Here is a 13780-nt window from a genome sequence, read left to right as displayed (position 1 = left end):
TTCGGATGCCGCCGGAGGGAGTTCGCGCGATGACCATCATCACGAACGAGGAGCAGTTCACGCTGGAGAGCCAGCCGTTCGCCGAGGCGGCTCCCGGGGGCGAAGCGGAGCAGACCGAGTCCCCGACGTCCGAGGGAGCGACGTCGGAGAGCCTGGCGTCGTTCTCGCCGTGGGCCGAAGGGCTGACGCCGTTCTCCGAGGGAGAGTCGCCGGCGGGGGAGCAGGAGGCGCTGCTCGAGAGCGCGTTCGAGGCCGTGCGCGACGAGGCGTTCGACGAGGCCGTCTCCGAGCTGCTCGCCGAGACGGAGGACGCCGTCGGGCAGCGTTTCTCGGACGAGTCGCCCGCGACGGCGGGGGAGCGCGAGCGGCTCGCCGCAGCGCACCTGGCGCCGACGCAGTACGCAGCGGAGCGGTACCTGGAGCGGCTGAGCGAGGCGCTCGTCGGGCAGGACGTCGAGTCGCTCAGCGATGAGCAGCTCGACGAGCTGATGGATCGGGTGCAGCCGGAGCTGAGCGAGGTCTCGCCCGCGGGCGAGCAGTTCATCGGCGGTCTGATCCGGAAGGCCCGGAGTGCCGTCAGGTTCGTCGCCAACGCCGCCAAGAAGGTCGGCGCCGCCGCGGGAGGGCTGCTGACCGCGGGTCTGAAAGGTCTCACCAAGCTGGTGCGGCCGCTCCTCAAGCGGGTGCTGAGCTTCGCGATCGGACGCCTGCCCGCGCCGCTGCGCGCACCGGCCCGGCTGCTGTCGTCCAAGCTCTTCGGCGAATCCGAGGGCTTCGCCGAGACCTCCGCAGAGGCCGAGGCCTTCGAGGCGGAGCGCGAGGGCGAGGCCTTCGCGATCTCCCCGGCCGTGTCGCGCGATACCGAGGCGCTGACCGAGTCGTTCGATGCGGCACTCGCCGAAGCGCTCGTCTCCGGAGAGACGGGCGAGGTGGGCTTCGCCGGAGAAGGGGAGGCCGAAGCCGAAGGCGAGAGCGAGGCCGCTCAGGGCAGCTCGGAGCTCGAACTCCTCGCGGAAGCGCGCGGACGCCTCATCGATGCGCTCGCGGAGGCCCGCAGCGCCGATGAGGTCGCGCCAGCGGTCGAGCAGTTCATCCCGGCGCTCCTCGGAGCGCTCCGGATCGGCATCAACCTGGTCGGTCGTCCCCGTGTCGTCGGCTTCCTCGCGAAGTTCCTGGGGAAGCTGATCGGCAAATGGGTCGGCCCGCAGCTGTCCGGTCCGCTCTCCAACGCCATCGTCGACACCGGGCTGCGGCTCATCTCGCTCGAGCAGATCGAACCCGAACTGGAGTCGGAGGCCGTCCCCGCGATGCTCGCAGGCACGATCGAGGACACTGTGCGGCAGCTGGCGGAGACGTCCGAGTACGAGCTGGAGGACGAGTCGCTCATGCGGGCGGCGACGGCCCGGGCGTTCGACCGTTCGGTCGCCGCGACCTTCCCCCCGTCGCTCCTGCGCTCGGGAGTGCAGCGCGGAGCGCAGCTCGGCGGCCGGTTCGTCACGCGCAAGGCGCGTTCGCCCCGGCCCTACCGACGGTACAGCCGCTCGATCGACGTCGAGGTCACGGCGGGGATCGCCGACGCGATCGACACCTTCGGCGGTGTCAGCCTCGGGTCGAGCCTGCGCGCGGCCGGACTGACGCTGCCGGCGCGGGTGCGCATCCATCTCTTCCAGGCGACCATCGGCACGTCGTTGCGGCGGATCGCGGCCATCGAGCGGACGCGCAGCGGTGTCCGCCTCTCGAGCTCGCAACTGCACCCGCTGACGCCGAGGGCCGCTGGACTGCTGCTGAAAGACCCGGGGATGGGCGTCGCCGTGCCCGCGGAGTTCCTGCGCAGCCGCGCCCGCGTCGCCGCAGGGCAGCGGTTCTACTGGCTGGAGCCGCTCGACCAGACCCTGCTGCCGACCGTCGGCGGCCCGGGCAGGCGGAGCGGCGGGGAGCCCTCGCAGGGCTGGGTCGTGGTCGACACGCGAGCCTCCGTGATCCGGGTGGGACTGTTCTTCTCCGAGGCGGAGACCCAGACGATCGCCGCCGCCATCCGGGAGGGACGGTCCGAGGCCGTGCTGCTGCCGGCGCTGACGAAGGCCTACGACGGCCTCGCGCGCCGCTTCGCGCAGCGGACCGGCCGGCTGCGGATCCGCGCCGAGCTGGAGCAGTCCGAGGCCGTCTCGCGGCTACCCCGGGTGCTGGACCGCATCCCTCCGGGGGCGGTGGCCGGACTCACCGTCGCCCTGCGGCGCTGGCTGCTGCCCGCCTTCGCGATGTGGTCGCGCGAGGGCAGCGCCGAGTTCGCCCGCGCATCGGCCGACCCGCGGAACGGCGTGACCGTGACCGCCACCATCCGGTCCGCACCCGGCCTCGACCTGGTGCGGCAGGCGGCCTCCGGCGCGTTGAGCGCCGCGTCGCTCGCCGCTCTCGCGTCGGGGAGGGCCTTCCGCGGCGCTCCCGCGATCGCCGTCACCGCGCACCCCGGGCGGCGCCGGCCATGATCGCCGACGCCGCGACGCGAGCGGTCGCCGCCGACCTGGAGCGGCAGAGCGCGCACTGGGTCGCGGCTGCGACTACATTCCTCGACGCCGAGGAGTTCGCCTCAGAGGCCGCGTGGCGATCCGTCGAGACCTTCGTCGGGCTGCCCCTGCGGCGGCACCTGAAGGTCATCGTCGAGGAACTGATCGACATCGGCCGGGCGACGATCGCGCTGACCCGCGCCGCACGGCGGGATGCGCTCGCACTCCCCGAGGCGATGGCAGCGGTGCAGAAGCTGCGCCGCCGGTACACCCAGGTGGAGACCACCCTCGACTTCTTCGGCGACGCCGTCTCGTCGCGCACCAGCCCGCAGCTCCGCGCAGCGCTTCAGGCACTCGACGCCCTGGCCGGAGCCAGCATCGCGCCCGTGCTCACCCGCGCCGGGCTCGCGCCCATCCCGGTGCTCACCTATGTCGACAAGGGGATGGGGGCCTCCATCCTGCGCGCCGACATCCGGCTGTGGGCGCCGGGCAGTATCAACCCGGTCGCCGCGATCAAGATCGTGCGGCACAACCTCTACCGGCCCACATCGCTGTTCCACGAGGCCGGCCATCAGGTCGCCGCAGTGACCGGCTGGGTGCCCTCCCTCCAGGAGTCGTTGGGGCGATCGCTCGCCGGGGATGCGGAGTTGCGCGCGATGTGGCTGCCGTGGGCCTCGGAGATCGCGGCCGACGTCTTCGCGTTCGCGCACACCGGCTACGCGTCGGTCACGGCCCTGTTCGATGTGGTGGGGGATGCGCGCACGCTCCTCCGCTGGCCGATCGGCGATCCGCATCCCGTCGGCTGGCTGCGCACTCTGCTGGGCTGCGCGATGTGCCGTGCGGCGTTCGGCGCCGGGCCGTGGGACGACCTCGAAGCCGCCGTCGTGACGGGGTTCCCGCTGCGCCGGGCCGACCCGACGGTGCGCGCGCTCCTCGAACGCTCGCGCAGCCGGATGCCGGGCATCGCGGTCGCGTGCCTCACCGCTCCCGTCCCCGGACTCGGCGGCAGCCCGATCGGGGCCGCGGTCGACCCGGCGCGCGTCTCGCCCGCCGCACTGGCCGAACTGGATCGGACCGCCGGGGCCGCCCTGTGGACCTCGCCGCATTGGCGGCGCACCGAAGGGATCCGCATCGTCGCCCTCGCCGGGCTGCGTGAGGCGGAACAGCCCGACAAAGCCTCCGCGTGGATCGCGCGGGCCCGCGAATGGATGACCGCGACGCCGCTCGCGGCGTGACCGCCGACGGCGAGGCCGCCGGCACTTCAGACAGAGAGATCGGAGACGAAATGGCCCAGTCAGCTCCCCCGGGAGGAGGATCCTCGGGGTCCTCGGGACGCCAGAACACGACGCAGCGACTCGAGGCGATGGAGGCGCTGATCGCCGTCGAGACGGCGCGGCTGGCCGAAGAGCGCGAGGCGCTCCGCCAGGAGTACGAGCAGCTGCGCAGCGAGCAGTCCCAGCTCCGCCGCGAGTACGAGGACCGCCAGCGCGACCTGTTCCTGGTCAGCGGCCTGGATGCGATCAGCACGGTGCTCGAGAACGGCTTCGAGCAGGTGATCGGGCAGCTCGAGCCGCTGACCGAGTTCCGGCCGCCGAGCGGGGAGACCCCGCTCCCTCTGCCGACCCAGTACCGCTTCGCGTCGCTGCAGGCGACGCAGCAGCGCATCCAGGCCGACTCGTACCAGGTGCCGCTGGGCGAGTACGACGTCGGCTTCCTCAACGACCCGCGCGACCGGCCGGACACCGGCGCCGCCGGCTCGGCCGGCTACACCCAGGAGGGAATGCCGTCATGATCCCGCAGCTCACCAACCGTCTGCTCTCGCCGCCGTCGGCGCCCGGGCCCGTCCTCCCGATCGGGAACGCCGCAGACGCGGCCGCCGCTGTGCTGAAGGCCGATCCGCTCGACCTCGTGCTGTACCTGGAGGAGGTGTGGGACAGCGCCGACGTCTGGGCGCCGAACGGCTACCGCGCCGGACCGGCCCGCAGCGCCCTCTTCGCCACCGGTCAGTTCGCGGGCTACGTCCCGGTCGCGGGGCCGGCCTGGGACCACTTCCTGTCCTCGTACGTGCTCGAGAACACCCGCATGGTGCAGATCTTCGCCCGTGTCGTGAAGGAGTACCGCACGGGCGAGAGCCTCGGCGTGCCGTCGATCGCGACCCAGCGCTGGCTGGACACCACGGAGGCGCTGCTCCTCGGCGCATGGAATCCGCTGCCGCTCTGGCTGAGCACCAGTTCTGTGCGCACGGACCCCGAGGCGGTGCGCCGGAACGCGTACTGGCGGATGTTCGGGATGGACCTGTCTTTCGGGATGGACGACAACCGGCCGGCGACCTACGCCCGCTCCACCGCATCCAACTCGACGTTCGTCCGGCTGTTCGAGGAGCTGCTGTACGAGGTCTGGCAGGCGATGGTGAACCTGCGGAACGTCGCCGGCGTCAACTCCGCCGACAACGACCGCATCTACGCCATCGCCCAGGAGCTGAAGTACATCCTCCGATCGCGGCGGCAGAACGCCGTGCTCGCGCGCGAGGAGTTGGCGGCCGCCACGGTGGTCGGCTGGCTGAACCTCACACTGGACTCGAACACCTCCGTCATCACCGACCTCAAGTCCCAGGCGACGAGCGCGGGCGACCGCCTGCGGCTGGTCGGCGAACGGGTCGGCCTGGCGGCGCACTCGAAGTCGACGTCGCTCATCACGATGGCGCAGGACCTGTCCATCTTGATGAGGACCATCGAAGCCGACATCGTCACCGGGCCGGAGTTCGCGTGGGTGCTCTACGACACTGTCGCGCCCGGTCCGTCGCCGGTGCAGCCGCTCGGCTCCTACACGCGCCGGGTCATCACCGAGTGGTCCTCGGCCGCCGGCCGCGACCTGAAGGCCCGCAAAGCGCCGGTGGACACCCAGCAGCGCCGGCCCGCGGCCCTGGCACGCTGAGACGGAGGCGATCATGCCGACGCAGACCTTCGACGAGCAGCCGGTGCCCGGCGGGTTCGAGTCGCCGTTCGAGGTGACGCCCGGCGAGCGGTTCACCGTGAACGAGAGCGGATTCACGGCGGACGAGTCCGAGGAGTACGAAGGATACGAAGCGTTCGAGGGATACGAGGGCTTCACGCTCGAGGGTCCCTCCGCGGAGAGCGAGACGTTCCCCTCCGGGCTGGTGCTCTCGGAGACGACCGGCGCGACCGGCCCCGGGCAGGAGCACTGGGACCCGAACGACACCGGGATCCCGCTGCTCTCGACCGGCCCCGCTGTGCGATCGCAGAAGGTGTCGCGCAACTTCACCGTCGGCGAGTTGGTGCGCAGCGGCGGCGTGTACGCCGATCCCGCCCGCATCGCTCCGGCGCTCGTCGACCTGCTGCAGCGCATCCGCGACCGCGCAGGCAGGGCGGTGCGGATCACCTCCGGCTACCGATCGTGGAAGCGGAACGGCGTCGTGTACAAGGGCTACGGCAAGCCGCCGACCCTGAGCCGCCACTGCTCGGGTCAGGCCGCAGACATCCGGATCTCCGGTTACAGCGGGATGCAGATCGCCAAACTCGCGATCGACGTCTGGGGACCGACGATCGGGGTCGGGATCGGCGGCGACTACGCCCACGTCGACGTGCGGCCGAGGTGGAGTCGCTGGACCTACCTGAAAGGGGAGGCGAACCGGCGTGCGATCGCCGAGATCGACGCGTATCGCGCGGCGAAGAAGGCAGGGAAGCTCCCGCAGCCGGTTCCGGTGCCCGTCCCTCCCGTGCCCGTCCCGATCGTCCCCATCCCCATCGTCCCTGGCGCAACGGGAGCCGGCGGCCTGGTGATCCGCAGATCGCCGCTGCTCGCGTCGCACCGCGGCACGCATCCCGATCTGATCCTCGGCTGGAACGCGATGAGCTCGCCGACGGCGATCGACGTCGTCGTCCATCTGCACGGCTTCTCGGCGAGCGGTGCCGCCATGCGCGTCGACACCGAGAAGCTGCCGGTGAGCGGTCTCGGGCTCGGGAGCCGCGCCCGCCCGACGCTGACGATCCTGCCGCGCGGCGACTACTTCGGTGGGGACTCGGGGCGCGGCTACGATTTCCCCGCGCTGACACCCGCCGGGCGGCTGGACGCGTTGATCGCGTCGGCGTTCGCCGCGTTCACCGCACGGACCGGCGTGGGAGCGCCGCGGGGCCGTCTCATCCTCACCGCGCACTCCGGCGGCGGGAAGGCGCTCCTCGCGATCCTGAACCACACCGATCCCGACGAGGTCTTCGTGTTCGACGCCCTCTACCAGCGGGCGACGGCGCTCGGCGCGTGGATGGAGAGACGCGTCGCCAGGCACATCGCGTCGCCCTCCGCGCCTGCCCCGGCGCTGCGTGTGCTGTACCGCGCCGACGGCAAGAAGTCGACGCAGCCGTCGAGCGAGGCACTCGCCCGGCAGCTCGCCGCCGTGCTCTCCGTTCCCGCCGCCGCGCCGTTGCGACCGCGGTTCCGGGTGGAGCGCACCACGGAGCAGCACGGGACGATCCCGAAGAGGTACGGGAGCACACTGCTCGGGGACGCGGGCGCCGACCTGTCGGGGACCAGCCCGGTGCCCGGTGTCCAGCAGGAGGCGTTCGACGGACAGGAGTCGCTGGCCTGGGATGCGTACGAGGGCCCGTATCCGGGCGAGAACCTGGACGAGGGCGAGTTCTTCGAACCCGAGTACTACGCGGAGTCGTTCGCCCTGGAGGGGCTCGACGAGGGCGAGGCCGAGTATCTGGACACCGAGGGGGAAGGGTACGACGAGGCGGAATCGGAGTCTGAGGGTTTCGAGGAGGCGGAGGGGTTCGACGAGGCGGAGGCCTTCGATGAAGGTGAGGCCTTCGACGAGGGTGAGGCCTTCGACGAGGGCGAGAGCTTGGATGAGGCCGAAGCCTTCGACGAGGGCGAGAGCTTGGATGAGGCCGAAGCCTTCGACGAGGGCGAGAGCTTCGACCAGAGCGAGGCCGGGGAGGCGGAGTCGTTCGACTCCGAGCGCGGCCACGACGAGTGGTCGGAGACCGAGCAGTCCGGCTCCGAGGCCTTCACGCCCGCGGCGATGGTGGCGGAGGAGTCGGAGGACGAGGACGGCGAGTCGGAGGGCTTCGAGGGGCTGGAGGAGGGGTTCGTCACGACCGGCGTCGTCTATCCGTCCGGTCTGGTGCTCGCGCCCGCCCCCGCATCCATCGCCGCGGCTCCGGGATACGCCGACCCGAACAACACGGGCGTCCCGCTGGTGGCGACGCCGCCGTCGACCCACCGGCAGAAGTTGGCGACCAACTTCGTCGTCCGCGAGCTGGCGTCGAGCGGAGGAACGGCGTCGCCGTACTCGCGCATTTCGCCCGAACTGGTCCGCGTGCTCCAGGCCATCCGCGCGCGCCTGGGGCGCCCGGTGTACGTCGACTCCGGCTACCGGCGGTGGGCCCAGGCGCTGGCCGTCGCGGAGGCGCGCGGCGGCCATCCGAAGAACACCCGGCACGCCTCGGGCCAGGCCGCGGACATCCGCGTGATCGGACTGACGGGCACCCAGCTGGCGCAGGCGGCGATCGACGCTGTCGACGACGACCTCGCGCTCGGCATCGGCGGCAACTACCTCCATGTGGACGTCCGCGGCACCTGGAAGCTGTGGACGTACCTCCCGGGGGCAGCGGGCCTGGCGGCGAAGCAGGTCGTCCTCGCCCACCACGTCGCGAAAAAGGGCAAGAAGAAGCCGCAGCCCCATCCGAACCCGCAGCCGAAGCCTGCTCCGACGCCGGTCGTCGACGACCGGTTCCGGATCATCAAGCCTGCGTTCATCGCGGCGACCGACCCCGCGGCGCGGGCCGCCGTGCTGCAGCGCGGCATCGCGTTCGCCCGCACCCACGCCGCGCAGGCCCGTCGTGACGCCGGCAGACCGACCAGCCGGACCTCGGCGTCCCGGCGGAGGATCGCCGCCGAGACCGGTGTGGACGCGGAGCGCAACCCGTACGCCGCGAACTCCACCGACGACCGGTTCGAGCAGGCGTATCGGGCGTGGGCGGAGAACCCCCTGCAGTCGGTCGAGCCGTGGACGCTGATGGCCCTCTGGGTGAAGGAGGGCCTCGGGCAGCCGCAGGTCGCCGGCGAGGTCGTCGCGACGAGCCCGGCGGACGCCCGCTCGATCTGGCGCTCGCGCTGCTACTTCGTCAACATGGGAATCGACCACTACATCCTGCTGAAACCCAAGCAGCCGAACCGCGACAACGAGATCGACGACCGGCCGGGCACCGGTACGCAGCACGACGCGATCCTGCGCGCTGCGGTCGCACAGCATGTCACGGCGGGGAGGCTGCCACGGGATGTGTCGGCGGAGATCGATTCCCAGCTGACGGTGAGCCGCGTTCCGGGGACCACGGACCGGTTCAGCGTGGTCCCCACCACCCGGTTCTTCGTCCTGTCGCTCATGCTGGTGGACGCGTTCTGGCGGCAGAACAGGGCCGACGTCGTGGCGGCGCCGGAGATCGCGGCGTCCACGCCGACCCCGCTCGACCTCGACGGTCTCACCTACATGCGATGGAACATGGTCGCTGAGTCGTTCCGGAAGTTCCGCCGCCGGGACATGTCCACGAGTGCCGATCCGGACGGCACCATCCCCACGCTGCCGGTGTGGGCTTTCCACCGAACGCCGAAGGAGGGCCAGTTCCGGCAGTCCCGCATCAATGCGATCAAGCTGCAGCACCTGATCTCGGTGCTCCAAGAGGCGTACGACGGCTGAGACGCCGGACGCGGAGCAGCCCGCGGTCAGGCCGCGGGCGTCACCCGCCCCTCGAGAGCGGCGCGGTACCGCGCGTACTTGCGCGAGCCGACCCACCGCCAGGCCAGGGCGACCGGTGCGGGGAGGTTCTTCCCGAGCCATTCCTTGCCGCCGTCCGGCTGCGCGGCGAGGATCGCTCCCAGCATGTTCCAGGTCTGACCCTTGGGCGTGCTGGCGCGTCCGTGCTTCGCGAACCACTCGACCTCGGGCTCGGTGAGCGTGTACTCCATCACTGGGACGATGTTCGCCTCCTCGTCGGGGAGGTGCTCCGCCAGCGCGGCGTTGATGCCCGTCAGCGCCGCCTGCACCGGCGCGGCCGTCGTCGCGCCCGGCGCCGCCCTCCATGCAGGGACCGCGCGGTCCAGCTCCTGAAGGTGGACGAGCATCGCGGCGTGCTGCTGTTTCATCCGTTCGACGTGCAGGGCGCAGGAGGGACGCCTCTCGTCGATCGCCGGCCATAGCCGGGCGTCCTCTCCCTCGTGATGGCCGTGGAGCGAGACGGACACGAGGTCGAGCTGCGAGGCGACGACGTCCGCGTGGGCGATGTCGCCGTCGGCCACACCCTCGACCAGGCCGGGAGCCTCGGCGAAGGAGTGGCGGAACAGCCGATGGATCTCGATCATCCCGCTCGCGTCGCAGGTCTTCGGGCCGGTGAGGGGAGGTTCGCCGGAGGAGGGCAGGGAGGTCGCCGACATGGCGGAACTCTACGACCCCGCGGCGGGATGCGCGCTCCCCAATTTCCCGCGACGAGCGGCGTCCGATGCTCACCGTGCGCTCTCGCCGGGCGTGAGTAGCATCCACAACGTGACCGCAACCCTCCCGACCGACGCCGAACGTCGACTCGCCCTGCGGCGGATGAAGGCCCTCGCGACGAGCCTGCTCGCCGTGGCCGCCGTGGTGTTCGCCATCGCCTTCGCACTGCAGGACCGCTACCCGTGGCTCGGGTTCGTGCGCGCCGCCGCCGAGGGGGCGATGGTGGGCGCGCTCGCGGACTGGTTCGCCGTGACCGCCCTGTTCCGGCATCCGCTCGGGCTCCGCATCCCGCACACGGCGATCATCCCGACCCGTAAGGACGAGATCGGGGCGACCCTCGGCGACTTCGTCGAGACCAACTTCCTCTCCGACGAGGTCGTCGCCGGCAAGCTTCGGGGCATCGACCTCGCCGGGGCGGTCGCCGACTGGCTCTCCGAGCCGCAGAACTCGCGCCGCGTGGTGGCGGAGTCCTTCCGTGGCATGACCGGGCTGGCCGCGCTGCTCGACGACGATCGGATGCGGGAAGCCATCGAGGGTGTCATGCGCACGCACGTGGTCGCGCCCGAGTGGGGTCCGCCGCTCGGACGGCTCGGGGAGCGTGTGCTCAGTTCGGGCGGCCACCATGAGGCGGTCGACCTGCTGCTGGACCGGCTGGATGAGTGGCTCGCGGCGAATCCGGAAGCGTTCGGACCTGTGGTGTCGCGGCGCCTCCCGTCATGGCTGCCGTCGTTCGTGGATCGTGTGATCGACGAGCGTCTCCATGCGGAGGCGCGCCGGTTCGTCCGCGAGATGCGGGACGACCCGGACCACCGCCTCCGTCGCTCGCTCGACGACTACCTCGCTCAGCTGACCGACCGGCTGCAGCACGACGAGGCGACCATCGAACGCCTGGAGGCGGCGAAGGGCCGCGCGTTCGACGACCCGCGGATCCGCGAGCTCGCCGCATCCACCTGGTCAGCCGCACGCACGGCCGCGCTGGATGCGCTCTCGGAGGAGGACAGCGACCTGCGCCGCCGCGCGGAGGCCTTCGTCGCCGACGTCGCCCGCCGCGTCCTGGCCGACGACGACATGCGGGCATCCCTCAACACCCGGCTGACCGACGCCGCCCTGCACCTGGTGACGAACTACCGCAGCGACATCTCGCACGTCATCACCGAGACGGTGCAATCGTGGGATGCGGCCGAGACCACCGACAAGATCGAGACCCAGGTCGGCCGCGACCTGCAGTTCATCCGCATCAACGGCACGGTCGTCGGCGCGCTCGCGGGCCTTGCGATCTACGGTGTGGCGACGGGTATCTCGGCGCTGCTCTAGCGTCGGAGGGTCTGCCCACGAACGGGATCGAAAGCGGAGACGAATGAGCCAGATCGGACCACACCTGCGAACGTTGATCGAGCTCGGCAGCGCGCCGATCGAGGGTCAACTCGTCGTGCAGGATTCGACGCTCGACGATCTCGGCGGATCATCGGAGCTCCTAGCGCTTCTCGGCGCGCGGAACGGCTTCTATGCGTTCGAATCCGCCCTGCTCGTAAGGGGATTGGGCGCCGACGCGGTGGACATCCGCGCATGGAACCGGAAATCGCTCTGGAGAGATTCCTACGATGGTCTCGATCACGGCCTCACATTCTTCGCCGAGGACGTTTTCGGTAGCCAGTTCGGGTTCGCCGGATCCGACGTCGTTGCGTTCGACGCGGAAACGGCGGAGCGCGTCGTCATCGCCGACTCCCTCGACGCGTGGGCGGCCGAGATCCTGCGTGATTACTCCCTTCTCACCGGCCATCCACTCGCGCACGCGTGGCAGCAGGAGCATGGCGCACTGACGCCCGGGTACCGCCTCGTCCCGACGGTGCCGTTCGTCCTGGGCGGCGATTACGCGCTTTCCAATCTCGGCCCCGTGCGCGACGCCGAGGCGATGCGAACCCGAGGCGCGTTGGCGAAGCGAATCCACGGAGCGCCTGACGGGACGTCTGTCGAGATGGGCATCTGAGGCGCTGCTTCACCTGACGAGAAACGAGCCGTCACGCGCGGAGTCAATTGGCGGAGAATGGGGGATTCGAACCCCCGAGGGCTTGCACCCAACACGCTTTCCAAGCGTGCGCCATAGGCCACTAGGCGAATTCTCCTGGTCGTCGCCATTCGCTGTCGCGGCCGGCGGCTCCCAGTATCTTACCCGAATGCCGGAGGGCCTCGCGCACACGGCTCCCATCCGTAGCCGCTACAATCGTTGATGGCTCCCCACGTGGCGCCATCCAGGCCAACTCCCCCAGGGCGGAAACGCAGCAAGGGTAACCGGGCTCTGGCGGGTGCGTGGGGAGTCTTTTCATGTCCAGCCGCGTGTCACCGCCGCCGCGTATATTGTGGCCACCAGTGCCGGACCTTCTACGCCCTGTAGAATGGTCCGTGTCTTCCGTGGAGCGATGGAGGGACGGGTGCCGCAGTGACCGATCAGCTGACCGAGCTGTCGACCGAGGCGTACGTGGTGGGCTTCCCGCTCGTGTTCGACCTGGAGCAGGTCGTCCGGTTCACGGAGGAGGGCATCGGGTCGGTTCCTCCGACGCCATACAACTCGTTCGGGCACGCGCGCGAGCTGGCCGGACCCGACGACACGTTCGTGTCGATCAACAACGACACCGTGTACTCGATCGCCCAGGTCGATCTGGGGGTCGGGCCGGTGAGGCTCAGCGTCCCCGCAGCCGGTGACCGCTATTTCGTCCTGCAGTTCGTGGACGCGTGGACCAACAACTTCGCCTACATCGGCACCCGGGCCACCGGGGGAGAGGGTGGCGAGTTCCTGCTGCTGCCGCCCGACGACGAGGCCGCGCCCGACACCTCCGGACTCCCGGCCATCCGCTTCCCCACACGCGTTGCGACGATCGTCGGACGGTGGGCGGTCGACGGCGCCGATGACCTCCCTGCCGTCCACGCGCTGCAGGACGCACTGATGTTGACGCAGCTGCACCAGACCCTCGTCCCGCCGCAGGGCGTCCCGGCGGTGGACGGCGGCCAGGGCGAAGCGCTCGACTTCTTCGAGAAGCTGCGGGTGTGGTCGCAGGCCTTCCCGCCGGCGCTGCGCGATCGGCCCGCGCTCGAGTCGTATGCGCCGCTCGGGCTGGTGAGCCCGTACACGATCGTCGAACAGCCGGAGGGGGTGCGCCAGGCGCTCGCCGCCGGGTACGCCCTCGGCAAGGACGCACTGGAGTCGGCACTGCGCACCTCCGGGACGCTGACCGACCACTGGGCGGTCAACCTCCACGTCTTCGACTACAACCTCGACTTCTTCGAGCTGGGGGCCATCGACGCGCCCGAGTGGAAGCTGGACGACCCGCGCACCCGGTACGCGCACCGCGCTGCGGCGGCGCTCGGCGGGCTGTGGGGCAACCACGCCTACGAAGCGGCCTACATCATGACCTACGAGGACGCCGACGGCGAGCCGCTCAGCGGCGAGCACGTCTACCGCCTCCGGCTGAACCCCACGCCGCCGGTGGGCGCCTTCTGGTCACTGACCATGTACGACCTCCCGCACTACTACCTCGTCGCCAACCCGATCGAGCGCTACTCGGTCGGCGACAGGACCAGCGGGCTCGTGTACGACGACGACGGAGGACTGACCATCACGATGAGCGCCACCCGACCGACCGATGAGAAGGCGGCCGCCAACTGGCTGCCCGCACCGACCGGACGTTTCCGCCCGATCCTCCGCCTGTACCTGCCGGGTGACGAGGTGCTGGACGGGCGTTACGGCATCCCGGCGATCGAGCGGATCGGCTGA

Annotated in this window: 9 protein-coding genes, 1 tRNA gene and 1 other RNA gene; 9 read left to right on the top strand and 2 right to left on the bottom strand. The window is 70.8% G+C overall.

Annotated elements, in window-relative coordinates:
• The first annotated feature begins 29 nt into the window (after positions 1–29).
• From H284_RS19975 to H284_RS20495, 5 genes are read left to right on the top strand one after another with little or no spacing between them, the layout of a single operon-like run.
• The gene (locus tag H284_RS19975; protein WP_020075531.1) at positions 30–2486 is read left to right on the top strand and encodes a hypothetical protein; all 2457 of its coding nucleotides are present in this window, start codon (positions 30–32) and stop codon (positions 2484–2486) included.
• The gene (locus H284_RS0106085) at positions 2483–3739 is read left to right on the top strand and encodes a hypothetical protein (protein WP_020075530.1); all 1257 of its coding nucleotides are present in this window, start codon (positions 2483–2485) and stop codon (positions 3737–3739) included. The genes H284_RS19975 and H284_RS0106085 overlap by 4 nt, the downstream gene beginning before the upstream one ends.
• A 50-nt stretch (positions 3740–3789) precedes the next feature.
• Positions 3790–4296, top strand: coding sequence for a hypothetical protein (locus H284_RS0106080; protein WP_155885446.1), 507 nt, complete (start codon positions 3790–3792; stop codon positions 4294–4296).
• A complete protein-coding gene (locus tag H284_RS0106075; RefSeq protein ID WP_020075528.1) occupies positions 4293–5438 on the top strand; it encodes a hypothetical protein in 1146 nt (381 codons plus the stop codon). Before H284_RS0106080 ends, H284_RS0106075 begins: the two co-directional genes overlap by 4 nt.
• 13 nt (positions 5439–5451) lie before the next feature.
• On the top strand, positions 5452–9219 hold the full coding sequence (locus tag H284_RS20495; protein ID WP_020075527.1) for a D-Ala-D-Ala carboxypeptidase family metallohydrolase: 3768 nt from the start codon (positions 5452–5454) through the stop codon (positions 9217–9219).
• A 26-nt stretch (positions 9220–9245) separates the two neighbouring features.
• On the opposite strand, the gene H284_RS0106060 is transcribed toward H284_RS20495, so the two are convergent.
• Entirely contained in the window at positions 9246–9953 is a 708-nt protein-coding gene (locus H284_RS0106060; protein ID WP_020075526.1) for a hemerythrin domain-containing protein, read from the bottom strand.
• Between H284_RS0106060 and H284_RS0106055 the strand changes: the two genes are divergently transcribed.
• Both H284_RS0106055 and H284_RS19960 read left to right on the top strand, forming a co-directional pair.
• Positions 9952–11325, top strand: a complete 1374-nt coding sequence (locus H284_RS0106055) for a DUF445 family protein (protein WP_020075525.1) — start codon at positions 9952–9954, stop codon at positions 11323–11325. The genes H284_RS0106060 and H284_RS0106055 overlap by 2 nt on opposite strands.
• A gap of 43 nt (positions 11326–11368) precedes the next feature.
• The gene (locus H284_RS19960; protein WP_020075524.1) at positions 11369–11998 is read left to right on the top strand and encodes an SMI1/KNR4 family protein; all 630 of its coding nucleotides are present in this window, start codon (positions 11369–11371) and stop codon (positions 11996–11998) included.
• Positions 11999–12046: 48 nt separating this feature from the next.
• Here the strand turns inward: H284_RS19960 and H284_RS0106045 are convergent.
• A tRNA-Ser gene (locus H284_RS0106045) sits at positions 12047–12134 on the bottom strand.
• A gap of 103 nt (positions 12135–12237) precedes the next feature.
• Here H284_RS0106045 and ffs point away from each other — a divergent pair.
• Both ffs and H284_RS0106040 read left to right on the top strand, forming a co-directional pair.
• Positions 12238–12334: signal recognition particle sRNA small type (gene ffs, locus H284_RS20680), an RNA gene on the top strand.
• Between the two features lie 114 nt (positions 12335–12448).
• Complete coding sequence (locus H284_RS0106040; protein WP_020075523.1) at positions 12449–13780, top strand: DUF1254 domain-containing protein; 1332 nt, start codon at positions 12449–12451, stop codon at positions 13778–13780.

The organism is Cryocola sp. 340MFSha3.1, from assembly GCF_000383315.1.
Classification (GTDB): domain Bacteria; phylum Actinomycetota; class Actinomycetes; order Actinomycetales; family Microbacteriaceae; genus Leifsonia.
Note: the sequence above shows the minus strand (reverse complement) of the source record. Positions and strands in the feature narration are given on the sequence as shown.